The organism is Pseudoalteromonas sp. NS-SX12 (assembly GCF_057367955.1).
On sequence record NZ_CM170635.1, the window covers coordinates 1,102,317 to 1,126,652 of the forward strand.

28 protein-coding genes are annotated in these 24,336 nt (G+C 40.1%); 18 read left to right on the top strand and 10 right to left on the bottom strand.

What is annotated here, in order from left to right; translation table 11 throughout:
* Positions 1-8 precede the first annotated feature (8 nt).
* The 6 genes from AC2IOM_RS19195 to AC2IOM_RS19220 all read left to right on the top strand — a co-directional run bounded on the left by AC2IOM_RS19195 (position 9) and on the right by AC2IOM_RS19220 (position 4,826).
* Positions 9-713, top strand: coding sequence for a CoA transferase subunit A (locus tag AC2IOM_RS19195; RefSeq protein ID WP_486359794.1), 705 nt, complete (start codon positions 9-11; stop codon positions 711-713).
* Complete coding sequence (locus tag AC2IOM_RS19200) at positions 713-1,372, top strand: CoA transferase subunit B (RefSeq protein WP_486359795.1); 660 nt, start codon at positions 713-715, stop codon at positions 1,370-1,372. The genes AC2IOM_RS19195 and AC2IOM_RS19200 overlap by 1 nt, the downstream gene beginning before the upstream one ends.
* Before the next feature lie 336 nt (positions 1,373-1,708).
* On the top strand, positions 1,709-2,179 hold the full coding sequence (locus AC2IOM_RS19205; protein WP_054978058.1) for a hypothetical protein: 471 nt from the start codon (positions 1,709-1,711) through the stop codon (positions 2,177-2,179).
* A gap of 433 nt (positions 2,180-2,612) precedes the next feature.
* The gene (locus AC2IOM_RS19210; protein WP_486360694.1) at positions 2,613-2,990 is read left to right on the top strand and encodes a GNAT family N-acetyltransferase; all 378 of its coding nucleotides are present in this window, start codon (positions 2,613-2,615) and stop codon (positions 2,988-2,990) included.
* A 166-nt stretch (positions 2,991-3,156) separates the two neighbouring features.
* Positions 3,157-3,645: a hypothetical protein gene (locus tag AC2IOM_RS19215; RefSeq protein WP_486359796.1), complete on the top strand. Its 489-nt coding sequence runs from the start codon at positions 3,157-3,159 to the stop codon at positions 3,643-3,645.
* Positions 3,646-3,806: 161 nt separating this feature from the next.
* On the top strand, positions 3,807-4,826 hold the full coding sequence (locus tag AC2IOM_RS19220) for an acyltransferase family protein (RefSeq protein WP_486359797.1): 1,020 nt from the start codon (positions 3,807-3,809) through the stop codon (positions 4,824-4,826).
* A gap of 62 nt (positions 4,827-4,888) precedes the next feature.
* Here the strand turns inward: AC2IOM_RS19220 and AC2IOM_RS19225 are convergent, their stop codons facing one another.
* Complete coding sequence (locus AC2IOM_RS19225; RefSeq protein WP_486359798.1) at positions 4,889-5,440, bottom strand: TetR/AcrR family transcriptional regulator; 552 nt, start codon at positions 5,438-5,440, stop codon at positions 4,889-4,891.
* A 105-nt stretch (positions 5,441-5,545) separates the two neighbouring features.
* Between AC2IOM_RS19225 and AC2IOM_RS19230 the strand changes: the two genes are divergently transcribed.
* Positions 5,546-6,010: an HPP family protein gene (locus AC2IOM_RS19230; RefSeq protein ID WP_486359799.1), complete on the top strand. Its 465-nt coding sequence runs from the start codon at positions 5,546-5,548 to the stop codon at positions 6,008-6,010.
* A gap of 140 nt (positions 6,011-6,150) precedes the next feature.
* On the opposite strand, the gene AC2IOM_RS19235 is transcribed toward AC2IOM_RS19230, so the two are convergent.
* The 4 genes from AC2IOM_RS19235 to AC2IOM_RS19250 all read right to left on the bottom strand — a co-directional run bounded on the left by AC2IOM_RS19235 (position 6,151) and on the right by AC2IOM_RS19250 (position 8,502).
* Positions 6,151-6,510: a hypothetical protein gene (locus AC2IOM_RS19235; RefSeq protein WP_010558355.1), complete on the bottom strand. Its 360-nt coding sequence runs from the start codon at positions 6,508-6,510 to the stop codon at positions 6,151-6,153.
* Between the two features lie 164 nt (positions 6,511-6,674).
* Complete coding sequence (locus AC2IOM_RS19240; protein ID WP_010558354.1) at positions 6,675-6,884, bottom strand: cold-shock protein; 210 nt, start codon at positions 6,882-6,884, stop codon at positions 6,675-6,677.
* 482 nt (positions 6,885-7,366) lie between these two features.
* Complete coding sequence (locus AC2IOM_RS19245) at positions 7,367-7,909, bottom strand: redoxin domain-containing protein (protein WP_486359800.1); 543 nt, start codon at positions 7,907-7,909, stop codon at positions 7,367-7,369.
* Between the two features lie 11 nt (positions 7,910-7,920).
* Complete coding sequence (locus AC2IOM_RS19250; protein WP_486359801.1) at positions 7,921-8,502, bottom strand: NAD(P)H-dependent oxidoreductase; 582 nt, start codon at positions 8,500-8,502, stop codon at positions 7,921-7,923.
* A gap of 118 nt (positions 8,503-8,620) precedes the next feature.
* On the opposite strand from AC2IOM_RS19250, the gene AC2IOM_RS19255 reads away from it, so the two are divergent.
* The 5 genes from AC2IOM_RS19255 to AC2IOM_RS19275 all read left to right on the top strand — a co-directional run bounded on the left by AC2IOM_RS19255 (position 8,621) and on the right by AC2IOM_RS19275 (position 13,453).
* Positions 8,621-8,986, top strand: a complete 366-nt coding sequence (locus AC2IOM_RS19255; protein ID WP_010558351.1) for a winged helix-turn-helix transcriptional regulator — start codon at positions 8,621-8,623, stop codon at positions 8,984-8,986.
* A gap of 182 nt (positions 8,987-9,168) precedes the next feature.
* Positions 9,169-11,040 (top strand): methyl-accepting chemotaxis protein, encoded by a 1,872-nt coding sequence (locus tag AC2IOM_RS19260; RefSeq protein ID WP_486359802.1) that lies wholly within the window; start codon positions 9,169-9,171, stop codon positions 11,038-11,040.
* A 65-nt stretch (positions 11,041-11,105) separates the two neighbouring features.
* Positions 11,106-12,236 (top strand): porin, encoded by a 1,131-nt coding sequence (locus AC2IOM_RS19265; RefSeq protein WP_486359803.1) that lies wholly within the window; start codon positions 11,106-11,108, stop codon positions 12,234-12,236.
* Between the two features lie 6 nt (positions 12,237-12,242).
* A complete protein-coding gene (locus AC2IOM_RS19270; RefSeq protein WP_486359804.1) occupies positions 12,243-13,049 on the top strand; it encodes a substrate-binding periplasmic protein in 807 nt (268 codons plus the stop codon).
* A gap of 29 nt (positions 13,050-13,078) precedes the next feature.
* Positions 13,079-13,453 (top strand): hypothetical protein, encoded by a 375-nt coding sequence (locus tag AC2IOM_RS19275; protein WP_486359805.1) that lies wholly within the window; start codon positions 13,079-13,081, stop codon positions 13,451-13,453.
* Positions 13,454-13,529: 76 nt separating this feature from the next.
* Here AC2IOM_RS19275 and AC2IOM_RS19280 read toward each other — a convergent pair whose 3' ends face one another.
* From AC2IOM_RS19280 to AC2IOM_RS19295, 4 genes are all read right to left on the bottom strand, one after another.
* A complete protein-coding gene (locus AC2IOM_RS19280; protein ID WP_486359806.1) occupies positions 13,530-14,465 on the bottom strand; it encodes a GTP-binding protein in 936 nt (311 codons plus the stop codon).
* Between the two features lie 116 nt (positions 14,466-14,581).
* Positions 14,582-15,247, bottom strand: coding sequence for a DUF1826 domain-containing protein (locus AC2IOM_RS19285; protein ID WP_486359807.1), 666 nt, complete (start codon positions 15,245-15,247; stop codon positions 14,582-14,584).
* A gap of 71 nt (positions 15,248-15,318) precedes the next feature.
* Positions 15,319-16,647 carry a dihydroorotase gene (locus tag AC2IOM_RS19290; protein WP_486359808.1) on the bottom strand — a complete coding sequence of 443 codons (1,329 nt, stop codon included), beginning with the start codon at positions 16,645-16,647 and terminating at the stop codon, positions 15,319-15,321.
* A gap of 32 nt (positions 16,648-16,679) precedes the next feature.
* Positions 16,680-17,129 (bottom strand): Fur family transcriptional regulator, encoded by a 450-nt coding sequence (locus tag AC2IOM_RS19295; RefSeq protein WP_010558343.1) that lies wholly within the window; start codon positions 17,127-17,129, stop codon positions 16,680-16,682.
* A gap of 133 nt (positions 17,130-17,262) precedes the next feature.
* Between AC2IOM_RS19295 and AC2IOM_RS19300 the strand changes: the two genes are divergently transcribed.
* The 6 genes from AC2IOM_RS19300 to AC2IOM_RS19325 all read left to right on the top strand — a co-directional run bounded on the left by AC2IOM_RS19300 (position 17,263) and on the right by AC2IOM_RS19325 (position 23,633).
* Positions 17,263-18,663 (top strand): alkaline phosphatase PhoX, encoded by a 1,401-nt coding sequence (locus AC2IOM_RS19300; protein ID WP_486359809.1) that lies wholly within the window; start codon positions 17,263-17,265, stop codon positions 18,661-18,663.
* A gap of 77 nt (positions 18,664-18,740) precedes the next feature.
* Positions 18,741-19,487 carry a subclass B1 metallo-beta-lactamase gene (gene bla, locus AC2IOM_RS19305; RefSeq protein WP_486359810.1) on the top strand — a complete coding sequence of 249 codons (747 nt, stop codon included), beginning with the start codon at positions 18,741-18,743 and terminating at the stop codon, positions 19,485-19,487.
* Between the two features lie 732 nt (positions 19,488-20,219).
* Positions 20,220-20,897, top strand: a complete 678-nt coding sequence (locus AC2IOM_RS19310) for a hypothetical protein (protein WP_486359811.1) — start codon at positions 20,220-20,222, stop codon at positions 20,895-20,897.
* A gap of 818 nt (positions 20,898-21,715) precedes the next feature.
* Positions 21,716-22,066, top strand: a complete 351-nt coding sequence (locus AC2IOM_RS19315; protein WP_486359812.1) for a hypothetical protein — start codon at positions 21,716-21,718, stop codon at positions 22,064-22,066.
* 124 nt (positions 22,067-22,190) lie between these two features.
* Positions 22,191-22,538 carry a hypothetical protein gene (locus AC2IOM_RS19320; RefSeq protein ID WP_486359813.1) on the top strand — a complete coding sequence of 116 codons (348 nt, stop codon included), beginning with the start codon at positions 22,191-22,193 and terminating at the stop codon, positions 22,536-22,538.
* Between the two features lie 138 nt (positions 22,539-22,676).
* On the top strand, positions 22,677-23,633 hold the full coding sequence (locus AC2IOM_RS19325; protein ID WP_486359814.1) for a glycerophosphodiester phosphodiesterase family protein: 957 nt from the start codon (positions 22,677-22,679) through the stop codon (positions 23,631-23,633).
* A 125-nt stretch (positions 23,634-23,758) separates the two neighbouring features.
* Here AC2IOM_RS19325 and AC2IOM_RS19330 read toward each other — a convergent pair whose 3' ends face one another.
* Entirely contained in the window at positions 23,759-24,262 is a 504-nt protein-coding gene (locus AC2IOM_RS19330) for a lactoylglutathione lyase family protein (RefSeq protein WP_486359815.1), read from the bottom strand.
* Positions 24,263-24,336 lie beyond the last annotated feature (74 nt).

Genomic DNA, 24,336 nt, shown 5'->3' on the forward strand with positions numbered 1-24,336 from the left:
AGTTTAAAATGGCAGGATTTAATAAGGTAGTTTCAAGTTACAGTGAGGCAATGGCTGGGCTTGAAGATGGCATGACCATAATTGCGGGCGGTTTTGGCCTGTGTGGTATTCCAGAAGGTTTAATTAATGAAATTAAGCGCCAGCAAACTAAAGGGCTTACGGTAGTTTCAAACAACTGTGGTGTTGATGGCTTTGGCTTGGGCATTTTGCTTGAAGACAAGCAAATAAAAAAAATGGTGTCATCGTATGTGGGTGAAAACGCCTTATTTGAGCAGCAACTTTTAGCGGGTGAATTGGAAGTAGAACTTACTCCACAAGGCACGTTGGCTGAGAAAATGCGTGCAGGTGGTGCAGGTATTCCGGCATTTTATACCGCAACAGGTGTGGGTACGCTCGTTGCCGAAGGTAAAGAAATTAAGCAATTTAATGGTCGCGACTATTTGCTCGAGCCAAGTATTATTGGTGATTTTGCCATTATTAAAGCGTGGAAAGCTGACCGTTATGGCAACTGCATTTATCGCCATACCGCGATGAACTTTAACCCCATGGCAGCTACTGCAGGCAAAATTACCGTGGTAGAAGCAGAAGAAATTGTCGAGCCCGGTGAGCTTGCGCCAAGCGAAATTCATACCCCTGGCATTTATGTAAACCGCGTTATTAAAGGTGAAGTTGAAAAACGCATTGAGCGCGTTGTGACACAGGAGCAAAACTAATGGCGTTAACCAGAGAACAAATTGCACAGCGTGTAGCACGTGAACTTGAAGACGGTTTTTACGTAAACCTTGGCATTGGTATTCCAACACTTGTGGCAAACTTTGTGCCTGAAGGTATCGAAGTGATGCTGCAATCAGAAAATGGTTTACTCGGTATGGGTCCTTATCCAACAAAAGACCAAGTAGACGCAGATATGATAAACGCGGGTAAAGAAACCGTAACCGCAGCTACAGGCGCTGCCATTTTTAGCTCGGCAGAAAGTTTTGCGATGATCCGCGGCGGCCACGTAGATTTAACCGTGTTAGGTGCATTCGAAGTGGATCAGCATGGCAATATTGCCAGCTGGATGATCCCCAAAAAATTGGTCAAGGGTATGGGCGGCGCAATGGATTTAGTGGCAGGCGCTAAAAACATTATTTGTGTAATGACCCACGCTAACAAACACGGCGAGTCTAAATTACTCAGCCATTGCAGCCTACCGCTCACAGGGGTTAACTGCATTAATAAAATTGTTACCGATTTAGCTGTGCTAGAAGTAAAAGACGGTGCATTCCATTTATTAGAGCGCGCACCGGGTATTAGCGTAGATGAAATCGTCAGCAAAACCCAAGGCAAGTTAGTGGTGCCAGAGTGTGTGCCAGAAATGGTGCTTAGTTAATTTACTTTTCCAGTTGTAGCGTTAAACCAAAGGGGAAGCCGAGCACTTCCTCTTTTTATTTTTGGGGTATGCAGGAACCTAATAGTACAAGTAGCTGCGCTCGTGCTTTTTAAGTGTTTTATTTATGGCAGTACCATTTTAGGTTGTGATAGGGCTCAAATTAAAAAAGTTGATGCCATTTTTGGTATTGCACTCGTAGGTGATTAAAGCAAGAATTTTAAGCAAATAACTAATTAATCAGTAAACCAAAAGCTGTAGACTTGCGCTAATCGTTTACTTCGTTTAGCCTGATATTTTTAAGTTTTATCATGGTGTTACAAGAGCTAAGGAGAGTTTATGCATCCGAATAGAAATGCTATTGCATTTGGTGGTCTAATCGGCCTTGTATTGTTTTTTGTTTTATTAATTGTTTTAGCCTTATGGGCGTGGCCTAAATATAAAGTATATAAATTAGAAATGAATGGCATTGCTGCGTTAAAAGAAGCTGAATGGAGCAAGCAAATATTAATTGAAGAGGCCAAAGCGCGAGAAGCTGCTGCTTTAATGCAAGCTAAAGCTAGAGTTACGCTAGCCGAGGCAGATGGTAAAGCTAAGATTGTTCAAGCCAGAGCCGAAGGGCAAGCAGATATTGAACGGGCAAAAGCCGCAGCTGAAGCTAATAAAATTATTGGAGAATCTTTGAAAGGCAATGAAGAATATCTTCGTTATGTCTGGATAAAAGGATTGCAGGACGGTAAAGGTGAGCGCATCTATATTCCAACTGAGGCCGGATTGCCCATTTTAGAAGCCGGAAAAGCGGGCAAATAGTAAAGAGCTTATCACTTTCGAATTACGTGCGGGACTGATGGTGCTTTTCTTGGTTCTGCCACGTTTCATACACAAATATCAGTTACTTAAACTTGGTGTCGTAATTGTGGTTATAACATGCTTTGGAGTTGAAATTGGATATTGAAATATAAGAGCGTGTGACCTTTGCTGTCTATTTCTGCAGCAGTTTGTTTGTCATTTAGACTAGGCAGAGCGATTGTAGTGTAGCTCTTCTACATAAATGAGCGACAACACAGTATAAATGCCAAACAAGCGCTGCCCGCAGGGTTCAACCCAAACCGTTATGCTCTTTGTTGTCACTTTTTGACTTAGCTCACTAGGCCTACAAAGCAACGCCGCGATCAAAACGGTTTGGATTTGAACAGAATTAAGACCTTTAAGGTTAACACGCTCTTACAACCCTGAAAAAGAGCTGACGGATTACCTTACTGACAGAATTAGAGAGTTCAACTGGGCGAATTGGGAAGTACAAGAAAGGTTACCTTTGGCTGCGCAAATAAAAAATGAGTCGGGAGAGGTTATTGCAGGTGCGTCGGCTCGCACATTTGGTGATTGGCTGTTACTCGATATTTTGTGGGTTTCTGAGCAATTACGAGGCCAAAACGTGGGTACGCAATTGCTTTATAAAATTGAAACAGCGGCGAGAAAGCGAGGCTGCAAAAAATGCTTGTTAGATACATTAAATTTTCAAGCGATGCCATTTTATAAAAAGCACGGCTATGTTACCCAGTGGGTGCAGGAAGGTTACCCAAAAGAGGGTTGTAAATACTTTATGGTTAAAGAGCTATAACCACATAAATACCCATAGTTTTGGCCTTTTTGTCGGCTTTAGTTAGGTCTTATAGTATTTACCTCAGTGTAATAGAAACTTTTTTACAGCGTTAGTTTGGTTTGTAAGGTAACAGATCTCATGCGGCCTTTTAGAACGCATGGTAGTTATAAGGGATTGAAAATTAATGAGAAAGAGTAAATCAATAATATTACTCATAGTGTGGTTTATTTGGGCGGCGGGGAAAGATCTTGATGCCATAGTACGCTTTGGGCTATCGACCGATTTTTATGTGTTTTCGCTTAATAATCTAACGCCGTTATTTTTCGTTTTTGCATTTATAGTGTTTGTTCTAAATACAGCAACTGTTTATTGCTTTTTTAGGCCTAATCCCAAGGGATTTTACATCGCAATGAATGCGTTAGTGATTGCGGCTACTCAAAATATATTTACGTTTTGTCTTGCGCTTCGAGATTTAGATGCGGTTCGCAATGTGTATGCGGCAAGTAGAGAAGCGCGCGGCTTGCCTGTGCGAGAAGATGCCCTCAATATGATATTTTCACAGCAAGGCATGTATACATCGCTGCTAATTATGTGTGTGCTTTACCTGGTGATTGGCTCTTTAGTTTTCAAAAAGAGAACGTATTTTGAGCGAACGTTAGTCACTTCTTCATAATTGAATAACGAGCACGATATGTTGCCGTTATGTGTATCTTAATGCACGTTAAACAACGAGTATAAAAACGGCTATTTGATGCTAGAGACTCGCATTAACAAATCGATTTAATATTTTTACGACACAAAGTGTTGCTTATTAATACTCCGTAGGAGCCCTTCTTGGAAATTCGAAAACTGAACATGCTGCGTGGTTTAGCTGCGTTGATTGTGTTTTTTACGCATTTTAGCGATATAACCCATTGGCTTGATGGTGCGTTAGGAGGCGGCTCGGGAGCTTACGGGGTAATGCTCTTTTTCTTATTGAGCGGCTTTTTAATGGCGTATTTGTACTTAGGGCAAGATTTTAACAAACATAACCTTATTCGCTATTTTTTAGCGAGGGCAGCAAGGGTGTTACCATTATTCTTTGTTGTTGTTTTCGCGTCGTATTTTTTAACGTTAATGGGAGATGACAGCCTTTATCATATTCCTGACGCTAATACGTTAATAGGGCATTTACTGTTTGTTTACGGCGACAGCGTGCTCTGGTCAATTCCTCCAGAAATACATTTCTATTTATTATTTATCGTATTTTGGCTATTTGCACACAAGCGAAGAGGGTATATTTACCTATCCATTTTGGCAGTAATGATCGCCTTGTTTTTTACCAATTTTCCCAGAGTAACGGGCGATATTTATGGGGTTCCATACAATTATTTTAGTATATTAAGAACGTTGCCATTCTTTTTTGTTGGTGTTCTTTTTGGCATGCATTATCACACCTTTAATGTGCCCGAATACCTTAAAAAACACAGGTTTGTATTGGCTCTTTTGCTTATACCTTTAATGTATCCTGCGTTTTCACCTATTACTACTGTCGATAAAGTGAGAATGTGGCTTAGCTACGAAGTGCTACTTGTTATGAGTACGGTGTTCTTCTGTGTGGTATTTTTGGTTCCGAATAACAATGTGCTTTTGGCAAACCGGTTTGGCGATTTTATTGGCAAAATATCGTATTCATTGTACTTGTGGCATATGCCGATTATTACTAACGTGAATCAGTTTCAACTGTCTATCGAGATTAAATTGCTACTCTCATTGGTTTTGAGTGTGTTTGTTGCTTTTTTATCGTATCAATACTTTGAAAGACCGATTGCAAATTTAATAAGGCGAAATGTAAATCTGCGATCTGCTAGTTAATAAAGCGAGCACGTTAATAGCTCGCTTGCGACTAGGTTAATTTGCGCGAGTAACTAGGTGTTTTAGTCGAGCATACCTTGCAAGGCAGTAATACAGCTTTCTATGTGTTTTGGGTTGTACCCAGAGACTTGCGCGCTGACAATGGCACCTTCTTTCATAATACAAATGGCATCAACTAATAATGGGTTATTGCCTTGCAACTTATTTTCAATTACGGTTTTTACTTCGGCTTTATGTTGCTGACATAGCGCATAAATATTACATTGGGTATCGCTAAATTCAGCTGATGTATTAATAAAAAAACAGCCCCTAAAATCCCCTAATTTGGGTTCATTGTGTGTAAACCAACTCGCCAACGCGTTAAAAAGCAGTTCAATAGTGTGCTGATCCGAATTTGCGCCATATAACTTATCATTTAGCCATGCCATAAAGGTGTTATGGCGCGTTTCGAGTGCCGCCTCTAACAATGCGTCTTTACTTGCAAAATGACTGTACAAAGTGCGTTTTGCCACGCCAGATGTAGTTAGTATTTCATTGATCCCAATAGCGTGAATGCCTTGCTTATAAAAAAGCGTTAAGGCGGTATCAATAAGCAATTGACGTTTTTTACTCATATTTATCTTTGTATGGCTTTGTCTGAAAAGTATATTGACAAAAGTAGACCGTTTTGTCTACTCTAAAAATGTAGACAAAGCGGTCTACTTTTATTTGGAGTTGAAATGAATACATTATTTTTACCGATACTAGCAGGTATGGGGGCGTTTTTAGGCATCGCTTTACTGTCGTTTTTTGATGCGTCTGTTATGGACTTTGCCTTACTTATGGCGCCGTTTGGTGCAACCGCCGTATTAGTTTTCGGTGTGCCAGAAAGCCCATTAGCACAATCGAAAAATGTGATTGGCGGCCATCTCATTACGGCTTCGATTGGTATTATATTTACCTTGTATATTGGCGTTTCACCGCTCACTTTGGCGCTGGCATCAGGTCTTGCGGTAACCGCAATGTTATTGACTAAAACAACACACCCGCCAGCGGGAGCAAATCCAATATTAATAATGTTGGCGGGAGAAGGTTGGAGCTTTTTAGTGACTCCGGTGCTGATTGGCGCGGTGCTGTTAGTGTTAGTTGGAAAATTAATGTTGGTTGTAAAACGCAATGGGGTAAGCGTCTTAAAGCGTGCTTAAATGCCTGTCTGATGCGAAAGCGATTTTTATTCTGGGCGCATTGTGATGAGTTGCATCGGTAAATGTGAAATGCGACTAGATGCTACCTTTTTTACTCTGCTTATGAAGTGATTATCTCAGGCAAATATTGCAGTGAAAAATTAATGCAATTCGGCTTCTAGCCAGTCCTGTGCTTCATTTACTGTTTTAAAAAAGGCGATGTTTTGCTGTTTTAATGATGGCGTACGCGTTAGCAAAATATGTTTTGTGACGTTGTCATCAATGATAAATGCTTTTGCAACGATAGCTTGCTGATTTAACCAGTGATTGTAGTTATCGAGGGTTTGGTATGCCTCTGGCGTGCCACCCTCAATTTCTAGATTATTGATTAGCATTGCAAATGGTTTGCCGGCAAAATCACTGATTATTGTTTTCACCTGATTGATGTAATCACTAATACCACGCTCACTAAAGCTGCCAATAAGTTTAGCGTAAATAATTCGCTCACTTAATAGGGACACAGTGAACTTTCCATAGCTGCTTGATGAATTAACTTTCATTTTCGGTGATAAGGGGTGAAAAATGTAATTGTAACCGAATTAGTGACAGATATCAGTTGGAATTTAATACGAATTTATTGGAGGGGAGCTGAGGCAAATAGATTACTTGCCTCCGGAATTTTTGCTTATAAAACCACTAGGTTTTCAGCTTGAGGTCCTTTTTGACCTGTCGTTACAGTGAACTCAACTTTCTGACCTTCAGTTAAGGTACGGAAGCCGTCACCAGTAATAGCACTGAAGTGTACAAATACGTCTGGGCCTGATGCTTGCTCGATAAAGCCAAAACCTTTTGATTCATTAAACCACTTTACAGTGCCGTTTACTTTTTCTGACATGATATAAATCCAGTATATAAATAGGGGTGTAACAATTGCTCACAATGAGCGTGAATAGCGTCAAAATAAAGCAAAGTGTTAATCACAACAGGACGACGTACATCATATTCGACGAAATGAAGAAATAATACTGTAACTCAACTTATTAGCTACTAACTCAAGTTAACTGGCATGCAAGTCAAAGTCAATGATAATTTAATGACAATATTGGGAAAATTTTACTCAATTTTTGTTTGATAAGTGAACAGTTGTTGCGTGTTAATGCTTACTTTAAGACTAGCTTGTCTGATAGTTTAATTATTTGAAGTATAAGTAATTAGTTTAAATGCTTTGATAATGACAAGACGTTCCATTAGTTACAGTAGTGTTGAGTGTGCAAAAGATACCGCAGTGGCATTTGTGAAGCGCTTAAATGCAGCGTTAACACGTTGCAGTTTATTACCTTAAACTGCAACGGATAATTCGCTTTGACGCTATTTCGATTAAAGGTGCATCCCCCGAATTGGATAGTTATTTTCAGGGTTACGGATCCATGCTACACCATTAACGAGCGCTTCAAGCTCAGGGCGAACAAATGGGTTGTTTGATATATCGACAACTTGAATATCGCCTTTTGCATTTACAACAAATAATCCGGGCTCAGCAAAAGGGTGATCGGTTTCTTGTTCAGAGCGAGGATCAGAAATATAAAGCCCCAGTGTTTTCATTTGCTCTATTGTTAAGCCATAAGCAATTGGAAAGTTCACCGCTAGCTGCTCCAAATGGGAGGTTAATTGATCTTTACTGTCACCTGAAATGGCCACTATATCCACCCCAATTTCAGATAATCGTTGTTTAAAGGTTGCTAATTGATTGAGGTATTTAGTGCAAAGCGGGCAATGACGACCGCGATAAATCAAAACTAATTGCCAATCATGACTCTCAGTTGGTAAGCCAATCTTAATAGTCTCACCAGATAACTGCGTTGCATCAAATTTCGGAAATACCGAACCAGCGTGCAATTTTTGTGTGTATTCAAAAGGCATTATTTACTCCGTTAAAAGTGATCATTCAGGTGGGCTTTAAAACGTTCTAAATCGTTTTCTACATTTGCGTTTTTCATCACATCAAAACAGGCAAATGTTGGTAATGCGCGCATATCAAAAAATTTAAAATTCATGTGCATAGGAAAGAGTAGATCATCTACCGATTTCCCGTTAAAAAATTCACTTGGATCATTAAAGGCTTCTTCCGGCGCATTAAATGTCAAAGACATCATATATTTAGTGCCTGTTAGTGTGCCGCCGCGTCCATAATGTTTTTTAGGTTCATCCGCAGTTCTGCCGTCGCCATTACACAGTGCGCCACTCATACCGGCTGTGTATACCTCATCCATGTATTTTTTGAATGACCAAGTCACGCCCATCCAATTAATTGGCGATTGGAAGATAATAACGTCTGCCCATTGATGGTTTTCAAGCTCTTGCTCAACATTGATTTCGTCTTGCATTGTTACTACGTGTGTTTCGTGACCTTTTTGCGTCAATAGTGAAACGGCTTCGTCTACTAAGGTTGCGTTTAACTTACCTTCTGAGAACGGGTAATACTGGTGACCATTAATAATTAAAATATTGCTCATATGTTGCTTCCTAATGTTAGGTTTCATCAAAAATGTATATGAGGTATATTTTAGGAACCTAGTATGCTAATTCAATTAGTATACTTTTAGTAACCTAGTATTTAGAGGCATATTTTTAATGGAAAGTTATGTAAAAACAGATGCTAAGGGCAGGAAAAAAGTTTTTAACGTGTGTGATGAACCGTGCGCAATTGAAAAAGGCATGCGTTTAATTGGTGGTAAATGGAAAGGCTCAATTATCTATCATTTAAAAGACGAGCCTGTGCGTTTTAACGATTTAGTAAGAATGTTAGGTGGCGCAACTAAAAAAATGGTTGATCAACGCTTAAAAGAACTTGAACAAGAGGGCATGGTACTGCGTAAAGTCATTAATGAGCGACCAGTAGCTGTAACTTACGAATTAACAGAATTTGGCCGCTCTGCGCTTGATATTTTAGAGTCGCTGAGACAGTGGTCTGAGTCACATAATTTAGTCATTAAATAAGACTAACCATTAATGCCTAATGAGTTTTTAGGCAAGTTATTTGGGTATACCATTATCCATTAATGCGCAGGAAAAATGTAAATTTATCAACTAATGTTAAAGACATCTCATAAAAAGAGCCTAAGCAACCCACGTACTTAGACGCTTTTTAGTTATGTAGCAAACATTAGGTTGAGAATGTTATGAAATTTGTTCATAAGGTTGCAATTGCATCTTCACTGTTACTGATTATCACCATTGCCTTTCTTGGCACCATTCAATTTTTCACTGTTAAATCAAAACTTCAAACAACCATCGAAGAGAGCATTGAAGACATTGTGCACGGTGTTAAAAATACAGTTTCGTCAGAGCTTGGTGGTAAAAAAGCAATTGCCAGTTATGCAACATCGCTTGCACAACTAGACCCCTCTCATCAGCACATTACTGATGTCATTCGTATTCCTGAAATTAAACAAGAGTTTTTATTGATTGGCGGTGGCTACGAATCCGATGGTTCAAACTTTAAAAGTGACCCTGATTGGGAGCCAGGAGCTGGTTGGGATCCAAGAGTAAGACCTTGGTATGTAAAAGCAAAAAATGAAAGGCAACTGATTATTACCGAACCTTATGCGGATTCGGCCACAGGTGAAATACTGATTTCCGTTGCCACTCCGCTGATTAAAGCGAACGAATTTATTGGTGCGATCTTTTTTGATTTGAGTCTGTCTGGTTTATCGGATTTGGTTAATCGCGTGCAATTATTTGATGCAGGTTACATTTTTATTGTTTCTGAAAGTGGCGTGGTAATCGCCCACCCTGATGCCAGTAAAAATGGCAAAAATATGAGTGAGTTTTTACCAAATTCTCGTATTCAGGTTAATAACATTGAACACCCAATCGTTGATGGTGAAGAGTTTAACCTAAGGTTTGCCAAAATTCCTGAGCAAGATTGGTACATTGGCGTGCTACTCAACGAAAAAATTGCGTATAAAGCGGTTACCGATATGCGTAACCAAGTTGTCATTTTTAGTATTGTTGCCTTAATTGTAAGCGTGTTAGTGCTGCAGTTTATAATGAAAAAATTATTGACGCCGCTTAATGCACTAAACAGTGCGATAGAGAATATCGCAACTGGCGAAGGGGACTTAACAAGACGGCTATCTACCGATACTGATCAAGAATTTGCTGAATTGGCCACCGGATTTAACCTGTTTAAAGAAAACCTTAGAGAGCAAATTAAGCTGTTAAAGTCGACTGGCGATGATGTTCTAAGCAGTATGAGAGTATCACAACAAGGCGTACACGATTCGAATGCTGCGGTATCGACGCAGTTGCAAGAAATTGATTTGCTTGCGACCGCGATGAATCAAATGACGGTAACCGCTTCCGAGGTTGCCAATAATGCGCAAAGTGCGGCCGAAGCCACGAAAGAAGCTGATAACGCCACCCAAACAGGCGTGCAAATCGTAGAACAAACAACCTCATTGATAGATACATTATCGACGCGCATTGAGCATGCGGTTGGTAATGTCGAAATTTTAGAAAATGCGACCCATAACATTGAAACCATTTTGCAGGTGATCAACGAGATTGCTGAACAGACTAACTTGCTGGCGCTTAATGCCGCAATTGAAGCTGCAAGGGCGGGTGAACAGGGGCGTGGTTTTGCCGTTGTGGCAGATGAAGTTCGCACACTCGCCTCTCGTACCCAAGATTCCACAACTGAAATTCGCGCTATGATTGATCAATTGCAATCGGGCGTAAAAACGGTTGTAGAAGCGATGAAAGTAAGCCAAGGCGCTGCACAAGAAACCGTTGAACAAGCAAAAAGCACACAGCAGGCTCTCGATAGAATTTGCGCTGCAATTAATTTAATTAATGACATGAATACGCAAATAGCATCAGCGGCCGAAGAGCAAAGTTCGGTGTCGGAAGAAATTAATGAAAACACCGTTAGGATCCGAGATATTTCCGTCAATGTTTCTAATTATGCACACCAAACTAGCGAATCAATTGAATTGCAGGCCAATAGTATTCAAGAGCAAAAGCAAATATTAGACCGCTTTAAGGTGTAACGGACAATCGCCTGTTTAATCAATGGACAGTAGTTTAGTCAGTTAGCCATAGTGAGGATACACCGATGAAACGCTTTAACTTACTGCTTTGTGCACCGTTACTTTTTGGTCATGTTGCACATGCCGATACCAGCCAAGAAAATGAAATTGAGCTTATAAAACAGCAGTTACTTGAGTTGCAAAAACGTTTGGCAGATTTAGAAGCAAAAGCCAAGCAACAAGGCGCTACGAATAAAAACGATATGCCAGAAAACCCAGAAGTTTTACAGCCGAAGAAGCGCGAAGATGGCAGTATTAAGCTGTATGCGACGTTGCGGCCAACTTACGGTTATATTGAAGAGCAAGATGAAGAGTTTATGGATATTCAAGATGCCTTGTCTCATGCTGGTTTTAAATCTACCTATCAATTTAAGCCCGGTTGGCAGGCAATTGCTCATGGTGAATGGAGTATTGACCTTGGTAACAATGGTGACTTTGGCAAGGCCAGACAAGTATATGTAGCACTAGATTCGCCAGTTGGTCAGTTTGGTCTTGGTAAACAAAGACCAGTGCAATACACCTTAATTGCTGAATATGTGGATATTTTTAACCATCGCAGTAGCCCCTTTGCTTACGATGTTGAAAGCCCATTTTTTGTTAATAACCTTGTCACTTATGAAAATCAAATCAGTGATTTTAAGTTTATGGTAGGTGGACAGTTTGACGGTGATAGTGGCGATGATTTTGCCGACTTTATTAATACCGGTTTAGGTTACAGCCGAAATGGGCTGCATTTAGCGTTAACTTATTCAAGACAGAATGATTATAACCAGCAACAACTTAAAATTGGTAAAACTGAAGTGGTAGCGGGCATGGCAGCGCTTGATATTAGCGACAATCTTTATGCAGCAATTGCGTATCAAGGTGTTGATTATCAGCGTGTTAACTCAAGAAGCGGCTCCACGCTCGATGTTTCACTTGCTTATCGTTTTCATCCTTTGTATCGCGCTAAATTAGGCTTCTTTGATTTCGACGATGGAAATTCAAAACTTGAAACTAAAAGCCATCAAGGAGCCAACTTAACATTTGAATGGCTGCCAAGCGATAACCTACGCTTTCATTTAGAATATTTAACGAAAGACTTTGATGCCTTGAACGATACTCAGTCAATTTCGGTAGGCTTTCGCTATGATTACTCTCAGCAGTGGGCGTATTAAAACCACATGATAATTAAGTACTATTTACGTTTGCGCCCATTAGTTGCATTGAGTTTTCTGCTTTTTTGCAGTGCCCATTTATTTGCGGTAGATAGTCAAGAAGTACGCATTTTAGTTGACGATGATTACCCGCCTTACAGCTACATTGAAAATGGCAAAGTCAAAGGCATCTATATCGACTTTATACGCCAAGTGAGCCGAGAACTTGCACCTAATTATCATATTCGTTTTTTGCCACTGCCATGGAAGCGTGCATTAATGCTTATGGAACAAGGTAAAGAGCTGGCCATTTTACCTCCTTATAAACACCCTGAAACACGCCCCTTTATTTCTCATTATTCGGAAAAAATTGGATTAGAAGAAGTCGTAGTGTTGTGCCATAAAAATGTGCGATTAGTTGATTATTTTTCTCAAAATAAAAACTCAAAGCCGCTTAGTTTAGGCATTAATGCGGGTTATATACTGCTCAATGATAAATATTCTAAAGCAGTTAAACTGGGCACAATTTTGCTAGAAAGCAATAAGAGCACTGAGCATAATGTTGAAAAATTACTGAAACGGCGAATTGATTGTTATATAAATGATAAAACATCAACCTTGTTGGTGTTAAAAGATGCGTTAGCGCAAAATGATATGCCAAATAATGCCGATTTTATTGTTATGGAAACCATTTCTTCCCAATCTGCACATATTGGCTTTTCAAAAGAATATGTGAAGCATTTTACTGATTTTGAGTCGTTTTTGGCTGAGCTAAATAACGCCATTAAACAGATATCTAATCAGCAGCGAACAACTGACTCAGTTGATCAGTAAATTTAATCTATAAAGTGGTACATAAGGATATGACGTTTCTACTCTACATTTCTGCTTGCTTACTGTTACTTGTATCGTTTGCACACTCTTACCTAGGTGAGCGTTACATTCTAATAAGGCTATTTAAGCGAGATAATTTACCTAAGCTTTTTGGTAACGATGATTTTACCAAACGCACATTGCGTTTTGCTTGGCATTTAACCTCGGTAACTTGGGTTGGTTTTGCCGCTATTTTGTTGACACTTGCAGAGCCAAACCTTAATAAGGCTACGGTGCTTTATATTATTGCAGTGACGTTTGCTATTCATTTTATCGTGGCATTAGTGGGCTCGAAAGCCAAACACTTATCGTGGATGTTATTTGCGGTAGTTAGTATCTTGAGTGCGGTTGCGGCAAATAGTTAGCGTTGTGTTGTTTTTTGATTAGCGATAAAAATAGCGCTTTACGCGCTATTTTCAATTACCGTAAAGTGGCTTTGCGTTAAACGTTACACACCGCCGGTTTTTCCCGTTTTTTTGCTGCGATTAAAGCGTTTTTAATTACTAGCCCTAACAATGTTTTATCGCTTCCTGGGCCAATGGTAAGTAATTTTGTTCCGGTGTCAGGTTTTCCGCGATAAGGTCTTACATATACTTCTCCGTCTGGGCAGCGCTCAAAATACACATAATGGGGCTCATCGGCGACAGTGGTACAGCCCTTTATGCGTAAAATGGTGCTAGGCAAAGCATCGCAAATGTCTTTTACACATAGGTAATCGGGTAAATGTGGTAAATCGGCCGAACTCGATGCCCAATGCGCTTTATGATGCTCGAGTTTTGTTGTTGTGTTGTTCGATGGAGTAACTTCAGGCAGCTGCGCAATATCCACATCAGCAAAGCTAAAAATGTGAGCGCTTGAATTGATCTTTTTGAGCTCGGTTTTAACTTGGTTTACACGATTTGCATCTACTTTATCTTCATGGGTGAGCACTAAAATAGACGAGACTTGGATTTGATTTGCTTCGAGCTCGTTATACTCATCGCGCTTTTGCCAATTGTTTACATCAACTACTGAAATTTGAATCGGTGGTAAAAAGCGCTCGTTAATACCAACACCTAAAAATCCCATTAATGAGCATGCGTCGGTAGTGCCGTTTGCTTCAATAAAGGTAATGCCGTTAGTGCGCTTAGGAATGCGATTAACGCTGTCGCGCAGCTCTGAAATACCGCTGCAGCAAATGCAGCTGCCACTTAAGGCTTTTAACCACTGTTTGTCTAGTTTATCGCTAAGCTGAGCGATATCTAACTCGGCAGTTTCATAGTCGTTAAGCACAATAAACGGCTGCCAATATTGCGCAAGTGCATTATCGACTAGTTTTTTAAGTAAGGTTGTTTTGCCGGCTCCTAAAAAACCAACAATAACTATAATTGCTTCCATAAAATTCTCTTGATGAAATGTGAAATGGTATTAATAGGTTGTCATAATGGTTAACGCTAAACGCCAATTTTTAACTGAGCTAGGCGCGTTAAATCTGCTACTTTGGCAGGGCAGCGCTAATCGATAAAATCGAGTGTGATTACCAGACGTTTTTCATTATTTGCAACGTGAGGTGAACGATGAACCAGTGCCGCACCTTGATTGTTTTGCCAGCCTGAACCTTTTAGCAATGCCACATCACCAGATTGCATTTGTTGTATCGCATTTTCATGCAAATACACGCCAGACTCATCATCGCTTAGGCCAACACTGGCTAAACCTAGCTTAGTGTAATCAACATCTTCAAAAGTGAGCCATTCAGTCGCAGGCCCGCCCAAGGTTGAAACCAATCGACACGGGATTTTGTCAACGTGGAATTTGGGACACATTGCTTTATCAAGCAAGGTTAGGCGAAGCCCAGCACGTTTTAATTCAAACAAGGTACAAAACATATCGAGCAATATTTGAATATGCTGACAAAGTGCTGTTTTATCCGCAAGGGCGTGATTTTCCATTAATTGCGCCATAACGTTGTCTGGTGTTGCCGCCAGCACCATATTTAAGTGTTCGCTACTTTGGCGCAAATCATTTGTTTGTTGTGTTGCGAGTTCGCTCAATTCGTTTTGCCAAATCGCTATGTTTACGTCGTCTTGATAAATATCCGCAAGTATATTTGGTTGTTCAGAAATGGCAGCGCGGCGAAAAAGCGCGGTGTTGTTTTCTAAAATGGCGTGATTACTCATAAGTTGCCCCTGTTAAGTCGGTTTATTTGCTAAAAATCGCGTGTCATAGACATGACTAATAGACGCTACATTTAGCGGTTAAAAATTAGCGGCATTGCGCTGGTGGTGTCGTCAATAATGTCGCCATGGCTGTATACGCATTGACCATTTACGAAGGTGTAGCGAATGCTATGTGAAAACTGATGCCCAGCAAATGGTGACCATGCACAGTGATAATGGGTGTTGTCGTGTGTTACCGGTTCGCTCGCGCTACAACTCACCACGGTTAGGTCGGCAAAGTAGCCTTCACGGATAAAACCGCGTTCATTTATTTTGAAACGTTTAGCTGGGTTATGAGCTGTTTTTTCAACAACTTGCTCAATAGTTAATGCGCCGCGTTTTACTTGGTCAAATAAACTCAGCAGCGCATGTTGTACTAGTGGTAATCCTGCGGGGGCGTCACAATAGGGTACTTGTTTTTCTTGCCATGTGTGCGGTGCATGATCGGTGGCAATAATGTCTATTCGGCCATCGTTTAACGCGTTTAATAAGGCGAGGCGATCATGCTCTGATTTAATTGCTGGATTACACTTAATTAAGTTGCCAAGGCGGGTGTAATCATCTTGGTTAAACCATAAGTGGTGAACACAGGCTTCTGCGGTAATGTGTTTGTTATCAATGGGGCCTGCTTCAAATAGCGCCAGCTCTTTGGCTGTTGTGATATGCAGTACATGCAAGTTGCTACTATATTTTTTAGCCAAATTTACAGCGTAAGAAGACGAGGCATAACAGGCTTCAACATCGCGAATAATCGGATGATCGTGAATCGTTAGCGATTTATTTGCCAATCCTTTTAAATTGTTGGCAATAATATCGCCCTTCTCACAATGAGTGGCGATAAGTGTTGGGCATTCTTTAAAAATTGCTTCAAGCGCAACTGGGTGCTCTACTAATAAATCACCCGTTGATGCGCCCATAAATACTTTTACACCACATACTGTTTTTGGGTCACACGCCTTAATTTGATCAAGGTTGTCAGGAGTCGCACCTAAGTAAAATGCGTAATTTGCCAGTGAATTGGCTGCGGCAATATCGCGTTTATGCCTTAAAGCCGCATGATTTGTGGTTGCAGGGTTTACATTGGGCATTTCCATATAACTTGTAATACCGCCAGCTACCGCAGCGCGCGATTCGCTAGCGATATTTGCTTTCCACTCAAGACCTGGTTCGCGAAAATGAACTTGATCATCAATCATCCCCGGAAGTAACCAATCACCTTGTAAATCGATGACTTGTTCGTTTGGCTGTGCACTAAGGTGTTTTTCGATGCGCTCTATGCGGCCTTTTTTTATTCGTAAGTCGGCTTCAAATATGCTGTTTTCATTAACAATTTTGGCATTTTTTAAAAGGGTTAAATTCATTTATATTCCGCAAAAGTGTCAGTATTAAAGGGTCAAGACGAACATGCTTGGCAAATGCCTTGAAATTCGTATTGAGGTGATTTGAGTTGAAATCCGTGTTTTGCAATATGCTCACTTAATTCATTTGTGATGGTGTGGGGAATATGGATTTCGGTGACTTTTTGGCACACATTACAAATTAAAAATTGGCTGTGAGGATGATGTGATTGGCACTCTAAATGGGCACAGGCAATGTATTTGTTTACAAGGTCGAGCTTATGAACAAGGTTAACCGAAACGAGTAAATCGAGCGTGCGGTAAATTGACACTACAGGAATAGACAGCGAGAAATCGTTCTCACAAAAATGTGCTAATTCGTAAGGTGAAAGTGCCCGATTAGCCAGCACTAAGGTATGGAAAATTTCCATGCGTTTTTGTGTTGCTTTTACACCTGCGAGTTTGAACCGCTTTTTCAGCTCGGCTTCCTTTTCAATTGATAACATTTTCGCCCCTGTTATGAATTTGTGAGATGTTATAATATAACAAAATAAACCAAAGGCAACATACACAGTGATTTAATGAAAATGTCGTCTTTATGGGGTAGGCTAAAATTTATAACGAAAGGAGGCTTTTATAATGGTTTCACGCAGACAATTTACTAAAAATACCGTGACATTAGCGTTTATGGGGTTGAGCAGTAGTTTACTCGGCTGTGCAATTTCGCCATCGAGTAATTCAAACCGTGCTAACACCCCCAGTGTACGCGGTTATGGTGATTTAGTTGAAGATCCAAAAGGGTTAATTGATCTGCCAAAAGGATTTAGTTACCGCGTTATATCTTCTTTGAATAATGAAATGAGTGATGGTTTAACGGTACCCGATCGCGCCGATGGTATGGGCTGTTTTGCGCTTGATGAAAACCGGGTTGCGCTTGTGCGCAATCATGAATTAAGCCCAAAGCATTTAGATGATGCATCAAATGAGATTAAACATCACGTAAGCGACCTTGCTTATGATTCGCAACATAGCAAAGTTGCACTCCCCGGAGGGACCACTCACATCATTTACAATTTGCGTACGCAAAAAGTAGAACGTGAGTTTTACAGTTTAGTTGGCACGATTCGAAATTGTGCGGGCGGCACAACGCCTTGGGGAAGCTGGCTAACGTGTGAAGAGTCGGTGGCGACACCCGATGGTGAAATAAATAAATCCCATGGCTATGTATTTGAGGTGCCGGCAACTGCTGCGGGTTTGGTTGAGGCAAAGCCACTCCGCGCTATGGGCCGCTTTAATCACGAAGCAGCTGCAGTTGATCCGCGTACAGGCATTGTCTACCTCACAGAAGATAGAGGCGATAGTTTGTTTTATCGCTTTATTCCTAAAGTAAAAGAAAAATTGCACTTGGGTGGTCAATTACAAGCACTTGTTTTTAAACACAGCAAACAGTTCGATACACGCAATTGGCAGTTAACCACTTTGCCACTTGCAAAGTGGTTTGAGGTGGAATGGATAAACCTTGATAACCCTGAAAGCCCAGAAGATGACCTGCGCAAACGCGGCTATGAAGCGGGTGCAGCGGTTTTTGCTCGTGGAGAAGGCATTCATTTTGGCGAAAACGAACTTTATTTTTGCTGCACCAATGGTGGTACAAAGCAGCTTGGTCAAATAATGCGATATCAACCGTCTGCTTTTGAAGGCACGGATAACGAGGCAGAGCACCCTGCGTTATTACAGCTGTTTTTAGAAAGTAGCGATAAATCACTATATAACTTTGGCGATAACTTAACGGTGATGCCAAATAGCCATTTATTGGTATGTGAAGACCAATATAGTTTATTTCCTGATAACTATTTACGCGGTGTAACGCCAAGTGGGGCAGTTTATCCATTTGCCAAAATAAACATTAATACAGAGCCTGCAGGGGCGTGTTTTTCGCCAAATGGTGAGGTGTTATTTGTTAATTTGTATTCGCCTACGCGCACATTGGCAATTACGGGTCCTTGGCAAAATTTTATAAATGAAGCACCTGAAGCATAAACTGTTAACAACATAAGTTGACCTTTGTTGTTTGTTTTTGCAAGGTAATAGCTTTATTTTTCGTTACTGGTTTTTACATGTTTAGTTCAATTAATGCGCTGGGTAAATTTACCCTATACGTGCTGTTTATTATTAGCTTTAATCTTAACGCCGCGGATCCGAAATTAACGATAAAGCCAATACAAAATGGGGTTTATGAGCATATTTCCTATCAGCACGTTGGTCAGTGGGGTAATGTTGCTGCACGCGGGTTAGTTGTTGTTGACGGTAAAGAGGCTTACATGATTGATACGCCTTGGTCGAACAGTGACACCGAAAAACTGATTAATTGGACAAAAGAGCAAGGTTTTACGCTTAAAGCGGCTGTTGTTACGCATTTTCATCAAGATGCAAGCGGTGGCCTTGATGCGTTAAACAAGCGAAATATTCCAACTTATGCCTATAAAAAAACGAATCAGTTATTGGAAAAACATAAAGGGTTGTCGGCAACACATATTATCGAAGAGAATAAGTTTTCACTGCTTAAAGACAAAATAGAGGTGTTTTATCCTGGTGGTGGGCATACCGCTGATAATGTTGTGGTATGGCTTGAAAAGTCACAAATGCTCTTTGGTGGTTGTTTTGTAAAGGGGCTTAACAGTAAAAATTTAGGCAACCTTGAAGATGCGGTTGTTTCAAAGTGGCCAGCTTCAATTGAAAATACGCTCAGTGCGTATCCGAATATCAAGCATGTATTTCCGGGGCACGGCCGCGCTGGCGATAAATCGTTACTACTTCATACCGCCAAACTAGCCAAAAACTACTTGGCAGAGCAAAGTAAATAATTAGCTCAGGGGCAATAATTTAAGCGCACTAAGGTGCGCTTTTTATATTTGCCAGCAAGTCATTAATTAGTACTTCGCGGTCGTTTTTTATACGCGTTCATAGCTAGCCGAACTTCGTTCGTCTCAAGACGCTATTCACCCGTACCTTAGCATGCCTTACTCGACTCGCTCCGCTTACTGTCTCGTATTATTCATTTAAGCGATAGTTTCAGGTTTGATTTAAGAGGTGACGAAAGACCGACAAAAATAAATGGAATATTTTTGAACAGCGTAGCTGGCCCTAAGAGTGAAAGGCAGGAAGCCTAGAATCATCTGAGCTTCGCAGCTTGAGGAAGTGAGGTGTGTGACCTACATGGTCGTAGGGCATTAGAATAATGCAGGAGCGATTATTGAGATGACCAATGGAACCAAGCTTCATGGATGAATTATTAATTCAGGTCCATAACATGCTTAGTTGCACTAAGGCAGCTCAGAGCGAATAGCAGTCATTAGAAATTTATTTTTCAGCACCGATTATATGTCCAGTTGCTATGAGTTTCTCCTATATTCAGGAAAACGACCCATTTGGTCGTTTTTATCCTTTTCATAATTTCTATAATGATTAAAAGTATATATGTAGCAACAAGTTAGTTAGTGTGATAGAACTGGTACAATGATAAAAACACCCCGTGGCTCGGTAGAAAAACAACCCATTGGGTCGATATTAAATTGTTATGAATACAAGGAAGTTTAGTGAATAATCAATTAATTCATGTTCCTCACCCAAGAGACTCCTTCGCAAGAACAAATGCAATGCACTTTACATATTTTAGTATTGCTGAGGCTGATTTTTGTAAATGCTTGGAGTTAGAATCTACGGAGACGTCTGCACTAAATGAAGAAGAAACTTATGATTTAAAAAATAGCGTTCATGAATTAGCTATTAAGGCTATTATATTTGCTGCTATGTGTATTGAAGCAGCCATCAACGATTATGCAGGAAAGCAGCTTGGAGACAAGTATTATCAGCAGCACCTTGCTAGTTTAGATATTATCTCTAAGTGGGTAATAATTCCTCGTTTAGTTTGTGGCAAGTCTCTTGATAAATCAGGAGCTGCTTTTAATTCTTTAAAAACGTTAATTTCGGCACGTAATAAACTTGTTCATAGTAAATCCAAAGAAATTGATTTATCAAATCCGCAAGCATTTATAGAAAAACAAGAAAAAGCAACCGAAGATTTTGAAAAAGATTTTTATAGCTCTTTGCGAACTTTATACTTATTGAGTATGGAAATGGACTATGTAGTCGGCCATATGCACAACCCTATGGGGACACTAAATCCAAATTTTAATCCATCGCTTAGTATTCCAACTAGAGCTAAAGAGTTGTATAACAACTGCAAAGAAATTGTACTTAAAAAGTATTCATAACAAACAGTTTAAAAGCGGACAAAATTCAGTTGGCTGGTTTCGCTCCGCTTCACAGTATAGTCAACTAAATTTTGCCTTTTAACTGAGGCGTTAGGGTTACAAATTGAGCTGGATATTAATTGCGAAGATATTGTCTCCAATTATAGGGTTATTTCTATTTTTTAAAGTGGAAAATGCGAGAAAGTCTAATTTAGGGATAAACTCAAATAGAGTGCATTGTCCTAATTGTCAGCTAAAAATGCCTATAATCAGACGCCCCCTGAATGAGTTTCAAAAGAACTATGGTGGGTGGACGTGCAAAAAATGTGGAACCATGATGAATAAATGGGGCAAGGAAGTTGACGAAGATGGTGAGATTATTCCGTAACCCTAGCAAATACTTCAACCAAGGCCGCAAAACAGCAGGCTTGTGCTCTTTCGCCATCAATTTAAGACTGCTATCTTGTGCCGTTTACGGCAAGCGTACGAATGACAGTTATTGACACAAAGCGGAAGTAACCCTCTGAATTTCATTATGTATCCGGCAGTAATGAGCGAGGAACGGTCATTGAATAAATTACTCTAAGCACATAACAAACTCTTCGTTGTTAGAAGTAAAAATTTTGCCTATTCCAATTCTTAATGATTACTTCCCCCTTAATAATATTAACAGGCAATTTGCCTGTTTTTTGCAATTGATAAAATGTTCATTTTCAAATAACTATCTGACTAGTAACAACTAATTATTAGTGTTATAAATTACTTCAGTATGTAAACAGGCGATGCTGCGGTAGAAAAAGAGGCAACTTGCCTCTTAATAAACTGTTAGGTGAAATCGGATGAAGAATATACTTATAATTTTACTGGCCGTTTTTGCATTCAATAGCGCGTACGCATCAAGATGCGGTTTGGCTGTTAAATTTGTCAATGATGGCGCAGTAGATTTGGCGATTCAAGCAAGCATTGATTGGCCAGGTATAGAAATCGATCCTGATATAGAAAAATTTCCTGGTGATATAGCTCACCCTATTAAATTGGATGCCAATTCAGAAGTAACGGAATTGTTTGCCTTTCCATGCGGGTATCCCAGTGATCCGAGTGAGTTCTGGGTAAACTATGGAATATCTGATGCCGAAAATATTAAAAGAATCAAATACGAGAAAGGTATGGTGGTCGTCGTTGGCACCTAACAATTTGCTCCATTTGACGCAGCGGTCTACGCTCCTTTTTGTGCATGGCCTTCGGCCATTGTTGCACAAAAATCCACTACAACCGCCGCGCAAATGAGCAAGGCGTTATATGCGTAGGGTACTTATGAGACTAATTGCTCTACTTTTAATCCTTGTGACTAGCCCTGCTTTTTCAAGTGATAAAGTAATTGAAATAATGAATGCTGCTCCGGCTGAATGTAAATCTGCTTTTATTAATTACCAGAAAGAGATAGCGAACGGTTATCTTGCTCACAAAAAAAGAATTTGGCTCCATGATATTGAGCAACTGTTAAAGGTAAGGGCTGTAATAATCAGTGAGGGAGCAAATAATTCACAGGAATACTTTGATGAAATTTTGGCTAGAAAAGTGATTTTCCTTTTTTCTGAAGACGATCTGCTAACCGAGCAACGGTCTAGAGTTACTGATATAAAAGAGGTTTTTATGACATAACCTTTAAAAGTAAATAATCAGCTCATTGATAACTTAAATGATAAGTTTGTGGCATTCGGCATATAACAACGCATCAAGTCGCGCCCCTTATGCGGGAATTAGTTTTCATCGACCATCAATCAAGGATTCAGGTAATAAATGTTTATAAAAATAGTTAAGACGTTTTTGATTTGTCTGTTTTGCATAATTACTCTAGGAGTTTTTAATGCTTATGTGTTCGTTCCTGACTTACAGCGACATGGCGAGATTGTGGCCTATCGAGGAGGCGGAAGTGCAGTTAACTATGAAAAATTAAAAAAAACTGGCTGTACCTCCCTTTCAATAGAAGCTTCAAGGGGCAATTCAGTTGAGAATACACTTGAAGCTGTGGCTTCTTCCGTTGCAGCGGGAGCAAACGTAATTCATCTAAATGTTCACAGAACACGTGACGACCAACTGGTTGTTTTTCATGACTGGACGTTAGATTGTGCTACAAATGGGTCTGGACCGGTACATAAAACATCGTTTGAGCAGTTGAAAAATCTTGATGCAGGATATGGATATACGTTTGATGATGGTGCTACTTTCCCATTTAGAGGAAAAGGTTTTAGGATTTCCAAGTTAGAGGCGTTTTACGAACGGTATCCAAAGCATGAGTTTTGGCTAAACCTAAAAAATAACGACATACGTTCATTCGAAACTCTATATGAGTATTTAGCTGGAAAAAAATCTAACCATATTGTAATTACCTCTTCAAAAGGCATGGAGTGGTTTCGAAACAAGGATTCGTCTTTACGGTTAGCAAGCGTTGGTAGTGTAAAGAGTTGCGGATTAAATTATCTTTTAGTTGGATGGGCTGGATTAGTTCCCGAGTCCTGTAGGAACACCATTCTTTTTATACCTCCCTCGATGACAAAGTTTTTTTGGGGCTATCCTGAACGCCTCGCATCAAGATTACAGAGCTATGGTTCGGATGTTTATCTTTGGTCTCGACATGAATCGATTACCCAATCCTACGATGACGCTGTCGCATCGGGTATTGGAGTTATCACGAGTGATCTTGATTTTATTCGTGCAACACAAGCTAACAAACGCGTCAATCAAGACGCCCGCTAGCTCAAAGCTATTACGCGGGCGTTACGAATAACATTTGTTGGCACTTTTAAGCCTTTGACGGCGACTGTGAAAGGGGCTGATTACTTAACTAACTGTTAAATAATCAGCCTGCAGGAATATAACTGTTAGTTATAGGCGCCACTTGCATAGTGTAATTCGTAGCTGTGGCTGTATATTTCTAAGATATTGCCAAATGGGTCTTCCATATAAATCATACGGTAAGGCTTTTCACCTGGGTAGTAATAGCGTGGTTTTGCCATACGCTTTTTACCGCCAGCAGCAACAATTTTTTCAGCCAGTCCTTCCACATCTGGGTCTTGCACACAAAAGTGGAAAATACCTGTTTTCCAATATTCAAAATTATCTTCGGGGTTTTCTTGGTTCTTAAATTCAAATAGTTCAACACCAATACGGTCACCAGTAGATAAATGGGCAATGCGAAAACGCTGCCAGCCAGCACCAAACACATCGGTGCACATCTCGCCTATTGGCGAATCGTCTTCAACAATTTCAGTAGGTTCCATAATCAAATACCAACCTAACACCTGAGTGTAGAATTTTACCGCGGCTTCTAGGTCAGGTACTGAAATACCAATGTGCGAAAAACTTCTAGGGTATGTGTGTGACATTGTGTTTCCTTTTTTAACAAGAAAAATTACTTGTGCTAAGCCTAGTTAATCAACTAAATTAATTGAAATTATTA